We start from the raw sequence: 23,831 nt of genomic DNA on the forward strand, positions 1-23,831 counted from the left end.
AAGATGAGAGTCTATTTACAAAAAAAATTTTTGTTTTCATGTTTAAGTTTAGTTCTCGTTGGTTGTTCAACAGCTGGTCCCTGGCAAACAAACAGTCAGAATGATCCTGATTTAAAAGCGCCTGAAGTGGTTAACTATATCCCTGCAAGCGATGTCAAAAAAACAAAAGTGGTTGTCGATCATTACATACCTGTTGCTGTACCAGGTCAAATGATGCCGGTTCCGACAAAATCTCAACTAAAACCTAAAGCTTTTTTAACTAAAGAAAAAGCAGTCGCTTATGCAAACAAAAAAGCGACGAGAACGCCCAAATCATCTGATTTTTTTAATTCGATGATGCGATACAATTATATGCCTGATGCCTTGTATACCGTTTATACAGCGCCAATGCATATAACAGATGTTGTTTTAGAACAAGGTGAAGTGATTAATTCAATAGCAGCCGGTGATGTGCCTGATTGGCAAATATCGAGTACTTTTAGTGGAGAAGGCTCATCTAAACAATATCATGTTTTAATTAAACCAAATTCATCAGGTCTTGAAAATACGGTTTTAATTACAACAAATAAACGTACCTATCACCTAATTTTGAAATCTACGAACAATAATGTTTATATGGTATCAGTGGAATTTAATTATCCTCATGATATGGTGCAAACCTTCCAAACATCAAATACGCCAGTATCTAAAGCCTTAAGTAACTCTGGATTACCAACATTAGATCCAAATACATTAAATGTTGATTATCGTTATCGAGTTTTAAAAGGAAAAAAACCAACTTGGTTCCCGACTAAAGTGTATAGTAGTGGACATCAAACATTTATAAAATTTAATAATAAATTTTATAATTCTAGTACTCCAGTGTTAATGGTAGCTAATGACCAAGGTAAATTTGGTACGATGACTGCAAATTATAGAGTTAAAGGTCAATATATGATCGTTGATGGTATCTATGATCATATGCGTCTTCAAACTGGAAACAAAACGAATGGGAAAGAAACCATTGTTGAAATTGAATCGGTAGGTCAGCATGTCTAATTTACTTAATAATGTGCCAAAAGGAATTACGCTTATCAATAAAAAGCTTGTGATTGTATTGGCAGCAAGCTTAGTTTCGATTATTGTAATTGCAGTCACTTTATCTTTTTCTGATCAGAAAAAAATAAATCCAAATACTCAAGTGAGTACAATGGGAAGTACTTCAGAATCAGAAGATCTTTCTCAATTACCTTCGAGCTATGGTGATGCAAATAAAATAAATCGATATTTGGATCAAGCTGCAGCCCCTTCAGATGATTCTCAGTTAAAAAAAGCTTTGGATGACATGAAGGCACAACAACAGGCTTTAAGAGCAGAAATGGATCGACTTAAAAATCAAAAGCCTGAGCAGCCAGCTCCAGTGACTACTCAAGTCGATAGCGAAATTTTAAAGTATCCTATGTTTGTCAATAATATGGCGCCTCATGACAAACGAAATAGAAATAACCCAAATCAGCAGAAAGCGGGTAACTCAAAAGCTACCGGTCAAAACCATGCGTCATCTTCTGAAAATAAAGAAACGGATTATGAAAAGGCCAACGGTCAGGATCAAAAAGAAAGTTTTTTTAAACAAAAAGTATCTAAAGATGTCATTAATCAGAATATGTTGATGCACCCGATTTCTAAATATACAGTAAATGCTGGATCCGTGATTAATGCCGTTTTAGATACGACCATAAATACAGACCAACCTGGGATGATTCGAGCAACAGTGAGTAGACCTATTTATGATACGGTTAATGGTACAACGCTTTTAATCCCTCAGGGCACAAAAGTACTTGGAAAATATAATTCTAAAATAACATATGGCCAAGAAAGAGTTCAGGTGTCTTTTCAAAGATTAGTTTTTCCAAATGGAAATTCGATCGTCTTACCTAATGAAGCCGGTATGACTGAAGAAGGAACGACTGGGTTAACAGGAGATGTTCACAATCATTGGGGACAGATTATTGGTGCGGGTCTTTTATCAGCAGTATTTAATGTTCCGGCTTTAATTGCTATGAATAGTGATGATAGTAATGATGAAGTCTGTTTGGAATATGTTAATGGTGTTTGTAATAGATGGTCTAGTGGTAATAACACAGCTAATGCAGCCAAGCAGGGTGCGCTTGAAGCTATGGGTCAATCTGCATCTAATATTGGTAATAAAATCACTGAGCGAAGTTTGAATATTCAACCAACGATTATTGCCGGAAGTGGGACTCAATTTTCCATTATGGTTAATAAAGACTTAATTTTGGAACCATATACTTTGGCAGGAAACTATCAAATCCCTTAGTCAATGACAAGAAGACATACAAAATGGTATGTCTCAATTAGGATCTTTGAATGAATACAATTTTATTAAATCATGTCTTAGAAAAATTTCAAAGTGTTGTGACTGGCGGTTTTACAGCACTTCATACTGTCGCTTTAAATTTATTTTACAGCTTTTCAGTTTTAGAATTGGTTTTTGTAGGGCTGTTATGGGCTTTTGGCTCTAATCAAGATGTAGGTAAACTGTTATTTAAGATTATCAAAATTGCCTTAATTTTTTATCTTGCGACTAATTTTTTTGAAATTGTAAAAATGTTACTCAATACTTTCCAGTATTTGGGAGGGAAAATCACACCTGATGCACAGCTATATATTGCAAATCCAAGCAAAATACTCAACTTAGGTTGGAATACAGGTGTGAATGCGATGTCCCACAGCAGTGGTTCTTCAGGATCAGGCTTATCATCCCAAAACTTATTAGGTTTGGGTATTTTAACCTCATTTTCAATCATTGGCGCTCAAATTATAGTGATTGTTGGGGGGTTTTATCTCTCTTCGTTAACCGCACTTATATTAATACCTTTTGGGGCTTTAACTATCTTTAAAAATTTATTTAATAGAGCTATTCAAGGGGTGTTTCAAACAGGTATTAGTATTTTTATTGCATTTATTTTGGTAGGTATTATGACGGTTGTTTGGAAAGACAATAATCTAGAGCAGGTTTCATCATCAGGTGTCTCTTCTCTCAGTATTGTTTTTTTGGGCAGTATTGTGTTTATGCTCGTTTTTTGGAAAATTCCTAAATTAGTTGCTGGTTTTGTCGGAGAGCTTGGGAGCTCTATGTTTGAAGATAATACTAAAAGTAATATGACAGTTGTAAATAATGTACCCAATCATACATCAGGTAATGCAACTATAAATACCGCAATGCCTCAGTCTCGAGAAGCACAAGTGAGTAATATGAGAGCTGCTACAACGATAGTGTCAAGTGGAACAAATAACCAAAACGCACAAAATCCTTTAAGTTCTTCAGCGAATGTTAATGTAGCAACAAATGTGAACCAAAATCCAACCACGTCATCTGTTGCACAACAAATGGGGCTCAATCAGATGATGAATAAAAATGAATCAAAGGTAGATAAAGGATCGAGTGTTGAGGGTCTTTCGAAAGAGAATATGAAAGAGTTAAAAAAGACCATTCAAAAATCATTAAAAAATAAATAGATAACTAGTGAAAAAATATAAGTTAATCATTATATCATTGAGTTTTTTAGTCATTTTGGGACTTTTGGTGTATTTTATTAAAATGCTGGGTTTTGGTGTGACGCATCAGTTTACAGATAGTATGAAAAAGGGCGTCTTTATATATGCTCCTTTACCACAAAAAATAAAACAAAATGATGTAGTGCTCTTTAATTTAAGTTCTAAGTGGCTAAAATTTTTATTGAATAAAGGATACCTTAAAAAATCAATTCCTGTGATGAAAAAGGTTTTTGCAACACAAGGAGATCTTGTATGCATAAAGCGAGGTAAAGTTTATATTAATCATAGGTTTATTTCTAAAGTTTTACAATTTGACCATAAAAATAATAGATTGCCTAAAGTTAAAATTTGTAGAATATTAAAAAATGGTGAGTTTTTTTTGATGAGTACGAAAATACCTAATTCTTTTGATAGTCGATACATGGGTATTATTAAAAGAGCGCAAATTTTTGCAAGGGTTATTAATTATTAACTTTTCATGAGGATTAAAAAAGATGGCAGAAATTATTGAATCAAGATTTCATCAGATGCTTCAAACAGCATTTGGCCCAGATATGATGCGTTATTTTGATGATCCAGATGTTATTGAAATTATGCTTAATCCGGATGGGAAAATTTTCATAGAAACCCTTCATAATGGTAAGGTTTTAACGCCCATACAAATTAGTTCGATTCAATCAGAAAGTATTATTAAGCTTGTTGCATCATTTAAAAATCAAATCTCAGATAAGAACTCTCCAATCGTTTCTTCTGAAATACCTTTTAATGGGGCAAGATTTCAAGGTTGGTTACCTCCTATTGTTGAAAATCCGTGTTTTTCAATACGTAAAAGAGCATTAAAAATTTTTTCGCTACAGGACTATCTGAATCAAGGTATTTTAAAACCAGATCATTATCATGCACTAAAAAAATCGGTATTAAATCGAAAAAATATACTCGTGGTTGGAGGTACTGGAAGTGGTAAAACAACTTTTTCAAATGCTTTGCTCGCTGAATTGCAAAATACCCAAGATAGAATTTTGGTTTTAGAGGACCTACCTGAACTACAAGTCAATGCATCTGATGTTGTTAATCTGATTACAAGCGATAACGTGACTATGAGAGATCTTGTAAAAGGCTCACTCAGAATGCGCCCTGATCGAATTATTATTGGTGAGGTCAGAGATGGTTGTGCTCTTGATTTATTAAAAAGCTGGAATACGGGTCACCCAGGTGGAATTTGCACTTTACATGCAAATAGTGCACAAAGTGCTCCGAGTCGTTTAGAAGATCTGATCCAAGAAGTTGTCGCCAATGCGCCCATTAATTTAATTGTAGAAGCAATTGACTTGATTGTTTTTATTGAGCGAGTTCCTAAATTGGGAAGAAAAATTGAGAACATATATAAGTTAGAGGGTTATAGCAACGGTAAATATCAATTATCTGAAATTTAATTTTTAAGTTAATTTAAAATTTACAAGCTGATGACATATATGTAGAATTGATTGAATTTAAAGTTTCTATGAGTAAAAGTGGATGAATAAAAAACAAAATGCTATCTCACCAACAAGAGAAGAAAACTTTCCTGAATGGTATCAACAAGTCGTAAAAGCTGCCGATCTAGCAGAAAACTCTGTTACTAGAGGTTGTATGGTTATGAAACCTTGGGGCTATGGAATTTGGGAAAATGTTCAAAAAAACCTTGATGAGCTTTTAAAAGAGACTAATCATGTAAATGCTTATTTTCCTTTATTAATTCCCCTAAGTTTTCTTCAAAAAGAAGCTGATCATGTTGATGGTTTTGCTACTGAAACAGCTGTTGTTACTCATCATCGTTTAGAGGCAGATGAAAACGGTAAATTAATTCCTGCTGGAAAATTAGAAGAACCCTATGTTATTCGTCCAACATCTGAAACTATTATAGGCGATAGTTTTTCTAGGTGGGTCCAATCTTATAGAGATTTACCATTGTTAATTAATCAATGGGCAAATGTGATGAGATGGGAAATGCGTACACGTTTGTTTTTAAGAACCTCAGAGTTTTTGTGGCAAGAAGGTCATACGGTTCACGCTACTGAAAAAGAAGCAATAGATGAGACATTTACCATTTTAGAATTATATAAAACTTTTGTTGAAGAATATCTTGCGCTTCCAGTTATTTCAGGTACAAAAACACCAGATGAACGTTTCCCAGGTGCGGTAGAAACTTATTCAATTGAAGCAATGATGCAAGATTTTAAAGCAGTCCAAGCAGGGACAAGTCACTTTTTAGGTCAAAATTTTTCTAAAGCATCCAATATCAAATTTCAAAATGAACATGGAAATGAAGAGTTTGCATGGACGACTTCTTGGGGTGTTTCAACACGTTTAATTGGGTGCATGATTATGGCTCATAGTGATGATGATGGATTGGTTCTTCCTCCCAAAATTGCTACTCAACAAGTTGTGATTCAACCAATATACAAAGGGATGGAACAAAGAGATAAAGTTCTCTCTTTTTGTCAGAAACTTTGTAAAGATATAAAAGCAACAAGATTTAATGATCAAAAAATACGCTGCATCATTGATGATCGAGATATGCAAGGTGGAGCAAAAACTTGGGATAATATCAAAAAAGGATATCCAATACGGATTGAAGTAGGGATGCGAGATATCGATAAAAATCATTTATGTATCAAGCAAAGAGATCAATCACCAAAAGAAAAAGAGTTTGTGGATTCAACTGTCTTTGTTGAGACTTTGCCAGAACGTCTTCAAAGTATTCAAGATAATATTTATAAAAAAGCTTTGTCATTTCAGCAAGAAAATACGAAAAAAATTGTATCTTTAGATGAGTTTATTGATTACTTTAAAAATAAAAATGGTGGTTTCGCTATTTCTCCATGGTGTGAAGCTGCGATTGACAATGAGGTTTTAAAAGAATTAAAAGTGACTCCAAGAAATATTCCATTTGATCAGGACACACCTAATGAAAAATGTATTTTTACAGGAAAAGACGCATCTCATTATGTGATTTTTGCAAAAGCTTATTAAGAAATGATTTTTTTTAAGTTTTCAACAAAGCCTCTTTAATCTGAGGCTTTTTTATTTAAGACGTTACTCAACTGCTTTTTTAAAGCCATAATATCCTATAATTAACCACCCCAGAGCAGGGATTAATTCTATGGCTGAAAAGTTGGTTACATGATCGGCAATAAACCCCATTATAGGTACCATAAAAGAACTTCCAACAATCATCATTACCATGAAAGTAGATCCTATCTTAGTATCTCTTCCAAGACCTGCAATCCCGAGTGAAAAAATAGTTGGATATAAGGTTGCGGCAAAAAAACTTGCCAAAAATAAACTATAGATTGCCATCATACCTGGCAAAAATACAGAGAAGATAGCTAACAAACCAGCAATGCTAGAAAGTGTTCCTAAAACAGTATGTGCCTTATATTTATGTAATAAATAAGAGCCAAATACTCTTCCAAATAATGCACCTAAAATCACATAAGTGTAAAAGTATGAAGCAGAGCTCATGCTAATGTTTAATTTCATGGATGAAAAACGGATCATCCATCCCCATAGTCCATTTTGACAACCATTCATTAAAAACATTGCAAAAAGAGCCCATCGAAAGTGACTTATTTGGATGACTCTTTTAAAAGTTTTAATATAACCATCCGATGATTGGCCAGCATCGCCCAATTCAGATTCTTTTGGAAATTTCACAAATATGATACAGATGGTGGCAATTAATAAAATGACGGCAATAATTAAATAAGGCGTAGTTAAAGATGAAACTAAGTGATAAAAATAACTGTGAGTTGCTTCATCGGATAATTGTGCTAGCTGATCTTTTGACAAAAATGAAGAAGGATTTAAAATCAAGATCCCTCCGATTAATGCTGTAAGAACAGTCGCGAGCGCATTGAATATTTGTGCGAAATTCAATCTAAAGCTAGCAAAATCTTTCGGACCCAATAAAGTGGCGATTGGGTTTGCAGAAGATTCTAAAAAACCACATCCACCAGCCATTACAAACAAACCAATTAAAAAAGGTAGAAAAACATACCAATCTGATGAAATGGCACATATAAATGAACCAAATGTGAGGGCTAAAAGACCAAAAATGATGGTTATTTTAAATCCAAATTTATTAGCAATAAAGGCTGCTATTATAGGTGCAAAGAAATATCCAAAATAAAATGAACTATCGATAATGCCTGTTTGCAAATTGGTTAAATGAAAACCAAGTTGCAATTTAGGCATAATGATACCGTTGAGAACATTCGGAAGACCCCATAAAAAAAACATAGAACAAAGAACTGAAAAAACCATTGGATAGGTGATTTTTTTCAAGTGCTTATTATTACTTTCGGTAACTGAGTTATGATTACTTACAGTTATTGACTCTGTTGACATTAAAAACTCCTTAAAACTTATTTATGAGCCCTAAAGTAAAAATTGAAGGGCTACAATTATTTGATACTATTTATTTAATAGGGCTTAAAGGGTGAATCAGATCTTGTTCAAGGAGCTCTACCCAAAATTCATGTGGTATTTTTGCGTTAAATAACTCAAGATCAGCTTTAAGGTTTTTTGCTTTACGAACTCCAATAGCTGTTGAGCAAACGACGGGATGAAAATGAGGGAATTGAATGGCAGCAGCTATTGGGTTTACGCCAAATGCATCGCAGATTTTATATATTTTAGCTACCTTGTTTTTGATTTCATCCGATGCAGGAGCATAGTTATACATCGCATTTTCTGTAGGACCTGTTGCCATAATACCAGAATTAAAGATGCCGACATCAATAATTGAAATATTTCTCTTTAAACATTCAGGGAAAAATCTCTCAATGGGGCTTTGCTCCAAAAGAGTATAACGGCCAGCAAGCATAAAGACATCAAAATCAGCATATTTGAAAGTTTCTTCCATGATTTCCCATTCATTACAACCTAATCCAATTGCATCGACTACACCAGCGCTTTTTAGCTCACCTAAAGCTTTAAATCCACTACTCATTGCATCTTTAAAATGTTGGTTATATTCATTTCCAAGTGTTTCTTTGCCAACATCATGAATATTTAATATATTAATTTTATTGGTACCTAATCGTTGAAGACTATCTTCAACGGAACGCATAATACCGTCATAAGTATAATCTAGGACTCTATTAAATGGAGCTGCATTCACAAAACCATCAGCAGTTATAGGAGAAAGGTTTTTGGGATCATTGGGCTTTAACAGGCGACCAACTTTTGTAGAAATCACAATATCTTCTCTAGGTAAGTCACTTATATCCACACCAAGTCTTCTTTCACTTAATCCAGCGCCATAGTGTGGGGCGGTATCAAAATATTTAATCCCATTATTATAAGCTGTATTGATAATTTCCTTTGTTTCAGAGATATCGATCTCACTATATAAATTACCAAATCCGGAACAGCCAAGACCAATTTCACTTATTTTCAAGTTAGTATTACCTACTTTATTTTTTTCATATTTATATCCTACAGGGTTATATGTAAATTTTATTTTCGTATATCTGTTTTAAGCATCTTCATGTTTAGATGTATTGACAAATAATGTTGACAATAAGATAAAAAACTAAATCATTTTCAAATTGTATGTTTGTATCCTTTTTTAATATTAATATCTGCTTTTTAAAAAATAATTCAAGGCACAGTTACCAATGATAATAATGGGCACAAATCATCTATTGTAAAATCATTTTATAAACAACTTACTTTTAAAATAAGAACTGAAAGAGACATAATTACGTCATATCAAGACAACTAGACGGAGTTAAATAGCTTGTCTTCAAATTTCTGGTTACCTTGCGGAAAATAATATTAACGTGTAGAAGGTTATTGCATATTTATAAAAAAAATATTATGTAATTTTTTCTTACAATAGAGGCCGGTTAATTCCTATTTGCTAATATTAATTTGAGTGAGTTGAGTAATTTTTTGATTATTAATATGCATATATAAAATTTTTCAAAATTTTAAAGATTTATCAGGAAAGTTTTTATATTTAAATCAATTTATCAGCATAAATAATCAGGCAGTTATAGAAATGTTCTTTTTAGGTAAGGGTAAATAAATCAAATTTGTATAGCAAATATTACTAAGTTTTTTCTTTATGTTTAATTAAGTATCAGATCTACAAAATTAATCTTACCTATAGCTTTGTATAGGTAAGATTTGATATTATTGAAAAATTTTTAATTTTTATTAGTTTTTTTTATCATTTGATTGTTATTATCTTTGCGGCATCAAGTGTTGATAATTTCTTCCATTTGTTATTATTATCAGAACCCAAGGCATTATCTGTAGTGTTCATAGCCCATGGTTGACCATCTTCATTTAATTGACTAAAGTGAGTCATATTTATAACTTCATCTGTCGCAGGTTTATAAAACATCATAAAATTTGATGGGTAAACTTGCAGATCAAGCCCATCAATCGTGAAGTCACTCGATGATGCGCTATTTGCCACAACTACAGGTGAGGCAACATAATTAAATAATGACTTGCCTGTTCCATTACTTTTCTTAGTCCCCACTTGATCAACAACAACTTTGTTAATATGAACATGACGGATGGTGTTGCCATCGAAAGAAATTAGTCCTCTATTTCTATTCCAAATAAACGAATCAGGCACTTCATCTACATTAATGTCATCGTTTGCTGTTTGTCTAATGTATGGTATATAAACGTTATTAATGCTTGTGTTTGCAGCCTCAAATTCATGACTACCTAAAGCAATTGGATCTCCAGTTCCACCTTGTATAATTGTAACCTGATTTGCTTTATAGATTTCATTGTTTACATTTGTAGGAGTTTTTAAAGTATCATCTGCAGATTGTAGATAGAGGTTTCTGACATCTGTGGTTCCAGTACCTTGTGCATCCAGTGCATCACCAGTCCAAAATAATTACCAATTACCTTAACGTCATTCACCTGAGTATTTTTTCCTTGTATATGAGAGCCCCATGGTGAATTAATCGCAAAAGACGATCTTCCTTTTGGCATGCCATACAATTGTATAATACCCCGCACATTAGCATCATCAGCATTAAATACAATATTATCGGTTCCCATTTTCCATATTGCTAAATTAGGTGAAGCTGAATTATCTGCTAAAGAGTCGTTGTTGGAACTATATGTTCTATCAGGATAGTGACTCCCGTTCCAAGCATGTTGGAATTGAGCTTGCTCAATGCCGTTCACTATTCCAAATCCATCTATAGTAACCTTTTTTATTTTAAGGTTATCACTCGTTGACTTCAAATTAAATTCGTCCTCTGTTTTGGACGCGTACTTTTTAAAACAACTCGAAGACTTATTAAATCCTAATTCAGATAAGGGCGATTTGTCTTGATTTTGCATTGCTTTACTATGCCCCACAAAAGCTTGTACCTGATGGATAAGATTATTTTTTAAACGTTGATTAACTTTATTTAGTTCAGCCTGACAAGAAGCAATATCTTGTGTGTCAATACCTTTTTTATATACAACTAATAAAGTATTTAATGGTATTTTAACCTCTGAATTTTGGTCAATTCTTAAATGAAGATTACCATTAGGATGATTATGCGCCCAATCTGTTAAAGTACCTCTAAACTCAACTTTATTTTCATTAATGACAAAATGTGGAAATTTTATGGGAAAATCTTTATAGTTCTTGGCGAATGAATCTAAATTTGCAAAGCTTAAGTTATCATTGATTTCAATGATGTTAGCTTTATTATCGTTATTTAATTCCTGATTAGAAGATATAAATATTGATGTGATTAAACTATTGTCTATGCTGCCTTTTGTTGATTTAGATAAGCTGAGATCACCATTTTGACAATTTTTAGCATTAAACTTTATTCCTGTTATTTGAATAGGATGCTGTGTATCTATTTTTAAATTTGTAGGCGTACTTTTATGATTGGTTAAATAAATCTTTTGATTATCACCATTTTTATCCATATACATAAGTTTCATACAGTTATAGGATGAGGGGGAGTCAAAATATATACTTGAAATTTTTGTTCCTGAGTTACCCGTAATTTGATAAATTTGGTTGCCTTTGAGACCCTGCCATTGAGGTACTTCTTTATTGCCCCCTTCAGAAGCCGAATAGCAATCCCCCCTCTGACACACTTTATCTATAGATGTCGAAGCACTGGATACCTCTATAGAATTTGAGTTTGTTACAAAATTAAATGTAGTTTTATCTTCTTTAATTTTACCCAATGCATCTAAATGAATATTTAATTTATTTGTCGTTGCGCCATTTTGGGTAGCCCAAATTTTAACATCAGTATCTGTTTTACCTTTCCACTTAGATGTTATCTCTCCATCAGAGCTAATGGACAATTTATTAGAATCGCTTGAAAAATATTTAAAGGATTTAGTTTGATTGTTAGATAATCCTAAGGAACTAGTAGTGACACTAGTATTTGCTTTTTGATTATATGCTAATTCTTTTTTATCAGCATCAATCTGTCCAGATTTATGATTTGGGTTGGGGTGGTCACTGCCTCCACCACCACCTCCGCATGCAGTAAGTGATGCGATTAGTCCCATTGCTAAAGTAGATAAAACTAAATTTTTGGTATTAATCATATTTTTTTCATTTCCTATTATTTTTTAATAAGAATGTATCATAAATACTCTTTACTCCCCCAAAAAGGACTTAAGTACCATGTTTTAGAGATTTAAATAAAATTTAGTTATCAAGTACAATAACATATAATTATTATGATTTACTCTTTGGTATCTTTTGAATGTGTATTGGTTGACTAAATTATCTAATATAAGTAATAAAATTTAGTAATTTTTTGGAGTTTTTTAGAATCTGCTGATTCAGAATATTATATACTGAATATCTTGAAAAATGATATTTGATTAATTTGATTAATTTGATTAATTTGATTAATTTGATTAATTTGTTTAATTTTTTGACTAATTTTGAATTTTTATCTAAAAAGAATTACACTTCAATCATTACTGATAATTTTTAATTAGCCATGTGCTTTTAGATCCTCATCTTTAATAGATAGGGAAATGTTATTATTTTGAACTAAAATTTAAATATATTTAAAGGTGCTGCTATTGATACAGCTGTTTCTCGTTATATTTTCCTTATGTTTAGGTTATTACTTCAAATCTAATTTTTTTAATATTGAAAAAATTAATAAGTTTTTAAGTTTCCTCATTTTTTTTATTCTCCTCGCAATAGGGTATGAAACTGGAGCGGTAACCAAAAATTTGTTTTCCAACCTAATTGAGAGTTTATATTTGGTTTTTGTTTTTACCATAATCTTATTTATTTTTAATGTGACTGGTTGTTGTCTTATTTTTAGAAAGTCACCTGGTAATACAGAACTTTCAAATTCACAGAGTAACCCAAAAAACAAGGTTTTTGAATTACTGAGAACCTATATATTTGATAGTTTAAAATACATTCTGTGCATTTTTTTTGGTATTTTAATAGGAGATTTTTTAAAGTTAGCTATTCCTATGTTTGACATAATGGTCGATGGGATTCTTGTTTGCATTTTATTTATTATAGGTTATCAATTAAAACAGCAAAACATTACTTTAAGAAGTGTGTTGATGAATAAACAAGGGATTTTAATTGCTCTTTCTATTATATTATCATCGATAGTAGCTGCAATTATTATAAGTTTTATTGTAAAGCTTCCAATTAAAAACTGTTTGTTATTGAGTTCGGGTTTTGGCTGGTATACGCTATCTCCTATAATCGTTAACCAGTATCTTAATCAGACAATGGGGACTACTGTTTTTTTTATTGATTTTATCAGGGAAATACTAGCTATCATTTTAATTCCCTTTTTGGGTAGGATTCATAAAGAGAGTGCCGTTGGGTATGCAGCAGCAACATCAGCTGATTTTACGTTGCCTATTTTGAAAGTTAATTTGGGAAGTGCTATTGTTCCCATAGCCATATCTAGTGGTTTATTTTTAACTTTGTTAACCCCAATACTGTTAAATATATGGGGTATATTATTATAACCTGTTTATTTTATTTCATTTTGTTTTGTTTTGCGGTTTTATTTTTTTCTATTTTTAATGGCTATATAAACAGCACTGATAATGCCAAAGGTTAAGCCAATCAAAGGGATAAGTAGTAATATGGTGGTTAATTGATGTTTATATTTTTCATAGCCAGGTAAGTACTGAATCATAAAACCGCCACCAATCAAAATAGTTGACCAAATGAGAGCACTAAGCAAATTAGCGATGAAAAATTTACGTTTAGAGTTTGCTTTTAAGCCCATAATTAAAGGGATTAAATTTCTAGCAACAGGTATAAATCTTGAAATAAAAAATGATGCTAAACCATATTTGTTGAGTAAACTCTCAACTTGTTGGTTTCTTTTTTCTGGAACAGAATCAACCCATCTATGGATAAGAGGGATCTTGTATAACCACTTTCCTTGTAAATAAGCTAACCAACTCCCGATTACTGCAAAGATAGTAATATCAATAATTAAAATTGGAAGGTTTAAGATGCCTTGTATGGCAAGGATGCCCGAAACAACTAAAAGACTGTCACATGGAAGAGGAGCCGCAGGTAAAAAGCCACTTTCTAGCATAATAATTATGCCGATTATAAAATATAAATAAGTTGCTGTGTGTGGCGAAGATAATAAAGCAAAATCTTGATGCCATAAACCTACAATAAGTTGTTGGATTGTATCTATCATTAAAACTTCCAAGTAGTGAATCAAAACAATGTTAAACAGCTTAACTTAATGGATTTTTTATAAAAGCAAGCTTTTTATTACGATTTAACAATAAAAATGAACCTTAAAGGTCTTTAATTACTGTATTGATAGCTGTTAACATATCTTGGCCATAGTTTTTGCTGCGTTCAGGAGACCAACCAAACTGAGGTTGAGCCTGGCTATCATGATCTTTAAATGGCATCTCAACAGTAAGCGACAAACATTTGAAATTTTCACCAACCCATTTTGATCCAACAGTTAAATTCGCTTCTCCATATTGATCAACTTCATATCCATATTGAGTTTGAAAATCTGGCGTAATAATTTTTAAGTTTTCCTTAAATGTATTCTCTAGATCAGCCATTTTGGCGTCATAAGAAGGGGTCCCTTCGCAACCATCAATAAAATTGAAAGGAATCGCTTCATCACCATGAATGTCTAAGAACATATCAACACCTGTTTCTAGCATTTTTTGTCTTACAAAATAAACTTCTGGGCTTTTATCTATAGATGGTTCTTGCCATTCACGGTTTAAGTTAATCCCTTTCGCATTTGTGCGCAAATGTCCTCTGACACTCCCATCAGGATTCATATTCGGAACAACAAAAATATTTGCTTCTTTGAGTAAATTTAAACTAACTGATGAATGTGGATTAAATAATTTTTCTAATAATCCTTCTATAAACCATTCTGCCATAGTTTCACCTGGGTGCTGACGTGCAATAATCCAAATATTTTTTTATTAGAATCATATCTACCGATATTTAAAAGAGAAATATCTCTACCATCAAAAGTTTTGCCTAATGTTTCAAGTCGAACGTTGTCTTTAGATTGATATTGAGCTAGAAGTTCTAAATGGCGGTCATAACTATAAGGAGCAAAGTAAGATAAGTAAATAGTTGAATGTTTGGGTTTTAAAGAAAATGATAATTGACCGTTATTATAGCATGATGGAATTCTAAAATAATCTTTTTTATCATATGTAGCAACAACATTATAATTTTCCCAGCCAAGTGGGTATGCCGATGTTTCAAGATTATTGATTGAAAAAGATAATGCTTCAAGTTGTTTCAATTCAACTTTAAAATGAAACCACTGAAAAAAATCAGACATGTTATCTTTTTTTATTTCAAGTTGTATATTGTTTCTATCTGTTTGCGAAATGACCTTGATATTTCCACTATCAAAATTATCATCAATAAGCATTTTTTTGTCCTTGAGGGTATTAAAAATTTAAAACATTATACAAAAATATTTGAATTTCGCCATCCTAAAAAAAACTCTGAAGAGCTTAATTTTTATTTTTTGAAGGGGTTCAAAGCATTGTTGAATGGATTTGTTTAATTTCAAAACGTATCTTATATTGTACAGTGTACATTACTTTGAGGGACCGTCATGACTAAATTAATTCGTTTATTTTTTATAATGCTATCTTTTCTTTCTTTTTATTCTTTGGCACAAGGAACATTAAATCAATGGAGTACAGTTTCATCGCTTGTCGATGGTCAATTAGGAGTATCTGTTTCATCACAAAAAGTTATCTCTCGTAACAACTTTGGAATTGGATATGGTATTGGTCTTCAGCCAGTATTACTCATCCATAAAAAAATGTTTGTAGCCGATCAAGATGGTTATGTCACTCCATTTAGAGGCCCTTTGACATTTATGAACTCCACAAATTTTAATCAACCAGATTTTGTGTTTAATGTAAGAAATATAAACTCTAAGCAACTTCAAAAAATGATTAGTTCAAAAATTAATAATCCAAAATTAATTTATGCTATTAAAATTAATGGCAAATTTAGAGTGATTCGTGGAAGCAGTCAATCAAGATCTGATTTACCTTTTATTCCAGCAAGTTCATGGATGAAGCAAGCTCAACATGAATTTAAAGTGAAACATTCCCGCAGTTTAGTTTTAGGTTTTAGACTTCCAGAATCTATGCGAGGGATAAATATTCCTGGTTATTCATTTCAATTTATAGATCAAGAGCAGATCAGAGGCGGGCAAATTAAATCCTTTTTTATTAAAAAAGCTAAAGTAAAAGTACAAGTTTTAAATAGCTTATCGCTAGATTTAGAAAAATTGTCTCAACCAACAAGGCCGACAAACCGATATGACAACGTCGAACATTTCGATCATTATGTCATGAGTTATTAAATAGTTGCTTTTTAAAAATTTCCTCTTATAATAATGAAAAACGGAGCTATCTTTAAATTAGATACTCCGTTTTTTTTGTGCCTGCTATTTGTGGCTTTAAAGAGAGACTACCCATAGCACTTAAATAGGAAATGAAATATGCGTATTGAACAAGATTTAAAGTTAGGTTTTAAGGATGTATTATTTAGACCCAAACGTTCGACCCTTAAAAGTCGTTCACAAGTTGAATTAAAACGAAGTTTTATCTTTAAAAATAGTCAAGTTAAGTGGGAAGGGGTCCCTGTTATCGCTGCAAATATGGATTCAGTTGGCACATTTGAAATGGCAAAAGTCTTAAGTCAACATCAAGTTTTGACTGCGATTCACAAACATTATACTGTAGATGAATGGAAGTCCTTTATTAAGTCTTATCCTGAAACTCTTAACAATGTCTTGGTTTCAACGGGTACTTCAGAAAGTGATTTTGTTAAAACTCAACAAATTATGAGCTTAAGTGAAAAGCTTCAATTTATTTGTATTGATATTGCAAATGGTTATTCAGAACATTTAGTTGAATTTGTGTCTAAAATGAGAGAAACTTTTCCGAATAAAGCAATCATTGCTGGAAATGTAGTGACCGGAGATATGGTCGAAGAGTTAATATTAGCTGGTGCTGACATTGTTAAAGTGGGTATTGGACCAGGTTCAGTTTGTACCACTCGTGTAAAAACTGGTGTTGGATATCCTCAATTATCTGCAATTATTGAATGTGCAGATGCAGCTCATGGTTTGGGTGGAAGCATTATCGGAGATGGGGGATGTTCCTGTGCCGGCGATGTATCGAAAGCTTTTGGTGGAGGTGCAGACTTTGTTATGCTTGGTGGTATGTTGGCAGGACATACTGAAAGTGGAGGAGAAATTATCTTCCAAAATGATAAAAAGTTTATGCAGTTTTATGGTATGTCTTCTCAGAGTGCAATGGATAAGCATGCAGGTGGTGTAGCAAATTACCGCGCATCAGAAGGAAAAACAGTACTTTTACCCTATAGAGGCCCAGTTGAAAACACGATTCAAGATATTTTAGGTGGAGTAAGATCAACTTGTACTTATGTAGGAGCGGCTCGTTTGAAAGAATTAACTAAAAGAACAACTTTTATACGTGTCCAAGAACAAGAAAATAATGTTTATGGTAAAGAAATTTAGTCAGAATTTCACATAGAGATCACGGAGTAATTTAATCTTTGTGATATACTATATAAGTATAAAGATTGTTAAAAAGGATAGTTTATATGTCCTTTTTTTTATGGAATGAGAGTTAGATAAAAAAGGAGTTTTCAAAAATGACTGATGTTATGCCATTGATTACAAGCGGAATTTTTATATTTATCGTTGTAATCATTATATATTCTGGAATTAAAACAGTTCCCCAAGGCTTTAACTGGACCGTTGAGCGATTTGGTCGCTACACAAAAACATTGAACCCAGGTCTTAACCTGCTAATCCCTTTTATTGACCGTGTTGGTAATAGAGTCAATATGATGGAGCGAGTTTTAGATGTTCCATCGCAAGAAGTTATCTCTAAAGATAATGCCAATGTAACCATCGATGCTGTTTGTTTTATACAAGTAGTGGATGCAGCTCGAGCAGCATATCAAGTCAATGATATTGAACATGCTATTAGAAACTTAATGTTAACAAATATTAGAACGGTTCTGGGTGCGATGGAGCTTGATGAAATGCTATCAAAACGTGATTCTATCAATAATAAGTTGCTAGCAATTGTTGATGAAGCTACTAACCCCTGGGGCATAAAAATAACACGGATTGAAATAAAAGATGTGCAACCTCCTAAAGATCTCTCTGATGCGATGAATGCTCAAATGAAAGCCGAGAGGAATAAGCGTGCTGCAATTCTTGAAGCAGAAGGAATTAGAGAAGCTGCTATTAAAGAAGCTGAGGGTCATAAGCAGTCAGAAATTTTAAGAGCGGAAGGGGAAAAGCAAGCAGCCTTTTTACAAGCAGAAGCACGAGAAAGACAAGCAGCTGCGGAAGCAAAAGCGACAGATCTAGTTTCGAATGCTATTGCAAGTGGTGATATGAAGGCGATTAATTATTTCATTGCCCAAGAATATACGAAAGCAATTCAAACGATAGGTAGTGCTGAAAATAGTAAACTAATCATGATGCCGCTTGATTCTACTAATATAATGGGTTCAGTGGCTGGAATTGCTGAGATTTTAAATCAAGTTAAGAATTAAGGTTTATTTTATAGGGGCATTATATAATGTTACTTTTAAGTTGGCACTGGTTCATATTGGGATTTGTTTTATTGGCCTGTGAAATATTGGGAACAGCCGGATATTTACTTTGGTTAGGTTTATCAGCCATCCTTGTAGGTATCATTGTGACGCTGATAGTACCATCAACAACCGTCCAATTTGTATTATATGCAGTTTTTTGCATCATCACGACAGTGTTTTGGTGGAGATACCAACACCAAAAAGATAAGAAAAGCGATAAAAAAAGAACACTTAATAATAAAGAAAATCAATTAGTCGGTAAAGAGGTTTATTTAGAAAACGTCATAAATAAAGGTTCCAATCGACTCAAATTAGGCGATACAACATGGACAGCTTACAGTGATGAAAATATCGATTTAGGTGCTAAAATTATCATTACTAAACTTGAAGGTAATGTGGTATATATTAAAAAAATTGAAGAGTAATTAATTACTCTTCAATTTAAGTTGATTTTTTTTAATCATGTTTTGTACTTTTTAAAGACTGGATCATTTGCTTATGCTTAACTTTCCAATCTTTAAAGCTTGTTTTTTGGTCTTTGCTGTTATGTTCTTGAGCCATCTTTAAATAATCATTTTTTTTATCATAAGGTATAACAACTATACCTTCAAAATCAGCAACGACAATATCACCTTTATTAACTATTACCCCGCCACAATTAATACTTAAGACATCATCGATTAATTTCTTTCGTTTTCCTGCAACTGGAATATTTCCTTTAGCAAAAACACATAATCCCGACTCCTCAATTTCTTTCAAATCGCGAACCAAACCATCGACAACTATACCTTTAATCATCAATTCACTGATAAGTTGTGCTACATTGCCACCTATAACTGCATGCTTATTGCTATTTGTCTCGACCATAATAATAGATTGGTCATTTGCCTCATAAATAGCTTTGTGGACCATGGAGATATCGTCAGGAGAGCATTTAACAGGAAGTGCAATTCCTGCTACTCTTTTTTTGAAAGGATAGATAGGTTTTATTTGATATGATAATGATTGATGCTCTGGTAAAATGTCTGCCCATATAGTAGGACAAATTTTCTCATATTCTTCAAGATTCAAGTTCTACACTCCTTTTATTCAACATACATCTGTTTCAATTTTTCAAACGATGTAATTTTCCCTGCTATAGCACTTGCAACTACTGTTTTAGGACTCGCTAACCATACAGAGCCTGGACCGGAGCGACCTGGAAAATTACGATTAATTGAACTAATAGTTACTTCTTCCTTTTTTGTTGAAGAGCCTGGTCCACAATTACAACAAGCACCACACTGAGGATTTAAAAGCTCGATGTTCATTTCTTTTAAAATTTTCAGATAACCTTTCTGATCGCAATATTTTTTTACATCTAAAGAGCCAACTTGAAGAAAAAACTTTATTGATTCATGGATATTTAGTTTTTTTTCTTGAGCCCAAATTAAAACTTCTAGATATTGATCAAAATCAGATCTCTTTCCTGCTGTACAAGAACCACCATAAGCGATATCGATCTTAACTTCATGTTCAAGTGAATTAAATGCGATTCCATTACTTGGGTCTCCTGGACTAGATAACATTGAATCAATTGTTGAAGCGTCAATGATTAAGCTATCAGAATACTTTGCACCAGCATCAGCTTTCATCCAATCTTCCAATTGAAAATTATAGTTTCTCCTTTCTTTAATAAAATCTATAGTTTTTGTATCTGGTGCAACAATACCGCAAAATCCGCCCATCTCAAGAGCCATATTAGTTAGAGTCGTTCTTTCATCAATTGACATGGATCTTATAACTTCGCCACAAAATTCAATGATTTTTCCAACAAAGTTTCCATTTTTTATTTTGGGCTCTTTTAAAATAGAGAGAGCCAAATCTTTTGATGAAACATGAGATGCTAATTTACCTTTGACTTCAATTTTTACAACGTCAGGTATATTATATCGAACAACTCCAGTTACTAATGCATTAGCTAGGTTTGTTGTACCCACGCCAAAGGCTAAGCAACCTAATGCTCCTGAGTGTGTGGTGTGAGAGTCTGTTCCAACAACCACTTCACCTGGCAAAGCATATTTTTCCGCCATTAAGGAATGGCTAATGCCTTCCGAGCCATCTTCATTGCTTAATTGACCATGTGAACGTATGTTATATTTTTTTGAAAATTGTGTATGTGCACCTGATAAAGTATCAAATGATTCTATTAAATTATGCTCAATGTGATATTTGCTTCTATGTCGATAACCAAAATGCTCTTCAAAGGCTATAATTTTTTCGGGGTTATATAGAGTCGTCAGTTCAGGGTACTCTTTATGTAGCATTGACATAGCCATACCCGTATAGGCTTCATGAATAAATCTCCAGTCAGCCTTTATAAAACCACCAAGTCCGGATTTCAATGGATAAGGTGAGTTTGGCTGGAATTCATGATGACGGTATAAAATTTTTTCAGCAAATGTCATAGGTGTATTGGGTAATTCTACCTCAGGTTTATGATGAAGACGATTATCATCACCCTTATATACTTTTTTACCCAATCCAAGAAGTCCTTTACTAGTTAAGATTTTCTTTGTAAGAGTATCTCTATCTTTCAATATATCTTCCAAATCAATTGGTTCATTGTTTTTGATTTTATTCAATAAAGAAAAGTCTGTAGATGTGTAAAGTCCGATATTATCTGCATTTTGTCGATAAATGTATTCAAAACTTTCAGCAATTATTAAGCGGACGCCTGCATGAAATTCTGCAACTGGACTATGTTCTCTTGAAGAACCTTTTCCATACCTTTTCCCAGCGACAATAACGCTAAACTTTTGTTTAGCAATTTCACCAAATTTTATAGGTAAATCTCCTTCGACTTTTAAACCTGTGTGTGGATAATCTTTTAAACGTTCATCAAAATTATACATAATTGGTACAGGTGAAATTTCATCCGTGGAGATGTTATCTCTTAAATCTGATATATTTTTAAGGGTATACGCTTCCCCATTAAGCTGAGAATAAAGTGAAGCTTTATCCTTTGTTAAATAGAGAACTTTGTTATTTAAATTGAGTTTCATAATATTAATTTATTCCTTTAATCATTAACACAGCCGAACTTATCAATAACATATCTATTTGAAAACTTTTTAGCTGTTTGCATGGACTCAAAACTATAAGTTTTAAGTAACCATCTTTTTTTTGCTTCCAATGGGTTATTAATTTCCATATGTGTTCTTGAATGAAGACCCTGTTGGTTAGCAAATACAAATAGATCTCCTTTTAAAAGTCTATGGTACTGTTTTTCAGCTCTAGAAAGCGCTCTTATAAATGCTATGAAAGCATCTTTCACAATTGGATCATTTGTTTTTCCTACACTAGTCCAACCATCACGGTATCGGATACAATGACTTTCCTCAATAAGTGGGTGTTGTTTTGACTGTACTAAATTTTTTGTGGTTTGCTTAGAGTGAATATCAAATTCAGTATAAAATAATGGCTGACGAAGGATTTCTTCCTCTTCTGAGGTTAAATGTTTTAAAATATCTCTACCATCTATAAAGGATGTAAAAATCAACTCTTTTTCAGGACAGTTTATGCCTAATAAAGTTGTGAAGTCGGCCCTCACATCATGAGCAGTTCGATCATTGTGAAGAGCTAATTCTGTATCACCAAACTGACTATCATGTCCGTTAAATTGATTCCATGAAAAAACATCAGCAAAAAAACTCCCATCAAACCTATTATTGTAGCTTAGCAAAGGGTTATCTAGTAATTTTGAGAAAACCGAAAGAAGACTTTCACCAATGAATGTATTTTTATTATTTAGTTTTTGTTGATAGGGATTATTATGATCTGTCAATTTAAAATCTAAATCAATCGGACAGTTTTTAAGAACATGAGCGGCTTGTCCTTTTGCTCTATCTTCAATAATATTTTGACAAGTTTCTTTAAAGAAATAAGGAATTTTTTCCTGTTCAATGAGGTTATTGATTTGATTTTCAAAGGACAAATAATTCAAATAAGGGTTTGCAGTGACACTTGATAAAACATCGAATAATTCAATTTTTTCTTGTTCTGATAAAACTTTGATATAATCCATCTTCTTATAATCCATCTAATGATTTTAGTCATAAGATCATCATATTAAATTCCACAATTATTTCAATAAGATTCATATAAACATATTGTTTTTATTGAGAAACAATTTATATTAAATAATACTAATTGTATTTTATGGGAGTGTATGTGCAATATTATCTTTTTTTTAAAGCAATGCTTTCTTTTCATATGGTTGTAAAACACAGAAGCTTTACTCAAGCAGCTCAAAAACTCCAAACATCAAAATCTTCGATAAGTAAAGATGTGGTTTGGTTAGAGAATGAACTTGGTGTGAAACTATTGTTTAGAACAACTAGACAGGTTAATCCTACAAAAGTTGGGCTCGAGTTTTTTCAGTTTTGTGAGAAAATTTTATTAGAAGCATCGAATGCTAAATCAATGACAAGTAGATTTCAATCTGAACCATTTGGTAAAATTAGAATTTCTGCTCCCTATACTTTTGGTAGTCATAAACTATTACCTATTTTACAAGATTTCTTAAAACAATATCCCAAAATGGAATTAGATTTTTATTTAAATACTGAAAATCAGGAACATGCATTATCAAAAGATGAAATTGATGTGTCGATCATTATTGCCCGAACTCCACCAGAAAATTTTGCCGCAACAAAGTTAATGGATATTAGCTGGAAATTTTGTGCTTCTCCTCAGTATTTAATATCACACCCTGAAATAACTCACCCCAAAGATATTCAGAATCATCAATGTTTAACATATAGGCATAGGCATACAGAGCAGTATATTTTAAAATTACAATCCATTAATGGTGAAGAGTTTAATGCTAATATTAATAGTCGAATTGTTTGTAATTCATCTGAGGTTTTAATTAAATGCGCAGTAGATGATTTTGGACTGGCATATTTACCAGAATATTTAATTAGTGAGCAATTAAAAACGAATAAACTTGTCACTATATTAGACTCTTGGTTTTTAGAAAAAGAAATAGCTTATGCTATTTATAAACCAAATCTTTTTCTTTTGCCTAAAGTGAAAATGTTACTTAAAAATTTGAAGACAAATTTTTAAT

At 32.5% G+C, this 23,831-nt stretch carries 20 protein-coding genes and 1 pseudogene; 12 read left to right on the forward strand and 9 right to left on the reverse strand.

Annotated elements, in window-relative coordinates; translation table 11 throughout:
• The first annotated feature begins 3 nt into the window (after window positions 1-3).
• From CF386_RS12395 to proS, 6 genes are all read left to right on the forward strand, one after another.
• Window positions 4-1,038 carry a TrbG/VirB9 family P-type conjugative transfer protein gene (locus CF386_RS12395; protein WP_089074740.1) on the forward strand — a complete coding sequence of 345 codons (1,035 nt, stop codon included), beginning with the start codon at window positions 4-6 and terminating at the stop codon, window positions 1,036-1,038.
• Complete coding sequence (locus CF386_RS12400) at window positions 1,031-2,317, forward strand: TrbI/VirB10 family protein (protein WP_089074741.1); 1,287 nt, start codon at window positions 1,031-1,033, stop codon at window positions 2,315-2,317. Before CF386_RS12395 ends, CF386_RS12400 begins: the two co-directional genes overlap by 8 nt.
• Before the next feature lie 50 nt (window positions 2,318-2,367).
• Window positions 2,368-3,519 (forward strand): type IV secretion system protein, encoded by a 1,152-nt coding sequence (locus CF386_RS12405; protein ID WP_089074742.1) that lies wholly within the window; start codon window positions 2,368-2,370, stop codon window positions 3,517-3,519.
• Window positions 3,520-3,526: 7 nt separating this feature from the next.
• On the forward strand, window positions 3,527-4,030 hold the full coding sequence (gene lepB / locus CF386_RS12410; protein ID WP_225971773.1) for a signal peptidase I: 504 nt from the start codon (window positions 3,527-3,529) through the stop codon (window positions 4,028-4,030).
• Window positions 4,031-4,052: 22 nt separating this feature from the next.
• Window positions 4,053-4,991, forward strand: coding sequence for a P-type conjugative transfer ATPase TrbB (trbB, locus tag CF386_RS12415; RefSeq protein ID WP_089074744.1), 939 nt, complete (start codon window positions 4,053-4,055; stop codon window positions 4,989-4,991).
• An 82-nt stretch (window positions 4,992-5,073) separates the two neighbouring features.
• Window positions 5,074-6,570 (forward strand): proline--tRNA ligase, encoded by a 1,497-nt coding sequence (gene proS / locus CF386_RS12420; RefSeq protein ID WP_089074745.1) that lies wholly within the window; start codon window positions 5,074-5,076, stop codon window positions 6,568-6,570.
• Between the two features lie 63 nt (window positions 6,571-6,633).
• Here proS and fucP read toward each other — a convergent pair whose 3' ends face one another.
• The 4 genes from fucP to CF386_RS12440 all read right to left on the reverse strand — a co-directional run bounded on the left by fucP (window position 6,634) and on the right by CF386_RS12440 (window position 12,150).
• On the reverse strand, window positions 6,634-7,947 hold the full coding sequence (fucP, locus tag CF386_RS12425; protein WP_089074746.1) for an L-fucose:H+ symporter permease: 1,314 nt from the start codon (window positions 7,945-7,947) through the stop codon (window positions 6,634-6,636).
• A 70-nt stretch (window positions 7,948-8,017) separates the two neighbouring features.
• Complete coding sequence (locus CF386_RS12430; protein WP_225971774.1) at window positions 8,018-9,001, reverse strand: aldo/keto reductase; 984 nt, start codon at window positions 8,999-9,001, stop codon at window positions 8,018-8,020.
• Between the two features lie 777 nt (window positions 9,002-9,778).
• Window positions 9,779-10,195, reverse strand: a complete 417-nt coding sequence (locus CF386_RS12435; protein ID WP_089074748.1) for a hypothetical protein — start codon at window positions 10,193-10,195, stop codon at window positions 9,779-9,781.
• Window positions 10,196-10,377: 182 nt separating this feature from the next.
• Window positions 10,378-12,150, reverse strand: coding sequence for a hypothetical protein (locus tag CF386_RS12440; RefSeq protein WP_089074749.1), 1,773 nt, complete (start codon window positions 12,148-12,150; stop codon window positions 10,378-10,380).
• Between the two features lie 675 nt (window positions 12,151-12,825).
• Between CF386_RS12440 and CF386_RS12445 the strand changes: the two genes are divergently transcribed.
• On the forward strand, window positions 12,826-13,563 hold the full coding sequence (locus tag CF386_RS12445) for a lysine exporter LysO family protein (protein ID WP_158522423.1): 738 nt from the start codon (window positions 12,826-12,828) through the stop codon (window positions 13,561-13,563).
• Window positions 13,564-13,601: 38 nt separating this feature from the next.
• On the opposite strand, the gene CF386_RS12450 is transcribed toward CF386_RS12445, so the two are convergent.
• On the reverse strand, window positions 13,602-14,258 hold the full coding sequence (locus CF386_RS12450) for a DedA family protein (protein WP_089074751.1): 657 nt from the start codon (window positions 14,256-14,258) through the stop codon (window positions 13,602-13,604).
• Between the two features lie 103 nt (window positions 14,259-14,361).
• Window positions 14,362-15,485: pseudogene (locus CF386_RS12455) on the reverse strand (M14 family metallopeptidase).
• Window positions 15,486-15,674: 189 nt separating this feature from the next.
• Between CF386_RS12455 and CF386_RS12460 the strand changes: the two are divergent.
• The 4 genes from CF386_RS12460 to CF386_RS12475 all read left to right on the forward strand — a co-directional run bounded on the left by CF386_RS12460 (window position 15,675) and on the right by CF386_RS12475 (window position 19,143).
• The gene (locus tag CF386_RS12460; RefSeq protein WP_089074752.1) at window positions 15,675-16,439 is read left to right on the forward strand and encodes an acetolactate decarboxylase; all 765 of its coding nucleotides are present in this window, start codon (window positions 15,675-15,677) and stop codon (window positions 16,437-16,439) included.
• 138 nt (window positions 16,440-16,577) lie between these two features.
• A complete protein-coding gene (locus CF386_RS12465) occupies window positions 16,578-17,621 on the forward strand; it encodes a GMP reductase (RefSeq protein WP_089074753.1) in 1,044 nt (347 codons plus the stop codon).
• Between the two features lie 137 nt (window positions 17,622-17,758).
• Window positions 17,759-18,676 carry an SPFH domain-containing protein gene (locus tag CF386_RS12470; RefSeq protein WP_404824979.1) on the forward strand — a complete coding sequence of 306 codons (918 nt, stop codon included), beginning with the start codon at window positions 17,759-17,761 and terminating at the stop codon, window positions 18,674-18,676.
• Between the two features lie 26 nt (window positions 18,677-18,702).
• Window positions 18,703-19,143, forward strand: coding sequence for an NfeD family protein (locus tag CF386_RS12475; protein WP_089074754.1), 441 nt, complete (start codon window positions 18,703-18,705; stop codon window positions 19,141-19,143).
• Between the two features lie 31 nt (window positions 19,144-19,174).
• Here the strand turns inward: CF386_RS12475 and CF386_RS12480 are convergent, their stop codons facing one another.
• Genes CF386_RS12480 through CF386_RS12490 form a run of 3 tightly spaced genes read right to left on the reverse strand, consistent with a single transcriptional unit; the run spans window position 19,175 to window position 22,784 of the window.
• Window positions 19,175-19,789 (reverse strand): RraA family protein, encoded by a 615-nt coding sequence (locus tag CF386_RS12480; RefSeq protein ID WP_089074755.1) that lies wholly within the window; start codon window positions 19,787-19,789, stop codon window positions 19,175-19,177.
• 14 nt (window positions 19,790-19,803) lie between these two features.
• A complete protein-coding gene (locus CF386_RS12485) occupies window positions 19,804-21,762 on the reverse strand; it encodes an aconitase family protein (protein ID WP_225971775.1) in 1,959 nt (652 codons plus the stop codon).
• A gap of 17 nt (window positions 21,763-21,779) precedes the next feature.
• Window positions 21,780-22,784, reverse strand: a complete 1,005-nt coding sequence (locus tag CF386_RS12490) for a TauD/TfdA family dioxygenase (RefSeq protein ID WP_089074757.1) — start codon at window positions 22,782-22,784, stop codon at window positions 21,780-21,782.
• A gap of 146 nt (window positions 22,785-22,930) precedes the next feature.
• Between CF386_RS12490 and CF386_RS12495 the strand changes: the two genes are divergently transcribed.
• Window positions 22,931-23,830 (forward strand): LysR family transcriptional regulator, encoded by a 900-nt coding sequence (locus CF386_RS12495; protein WP_158522424.1) that lies wholly within the window; start codon window positions 22,931-22,933, stop codon window positions 23,828-23,830.
• The last annotated feature ends 1 nt before the right edge of the window (window position 23,831 follow it).

This window comes from Paraphotobacterium marinum (assembly GCF_002216855.1).
In the GTDB taxonomy this organism is placed as follows: domain Bacteria; phylum Pseudomonadota; class Gammaproteobacteria; order Enterobacterales; family Vibrionaceae; genus Paraphotobacterium; species Paraphotobacterium marinum.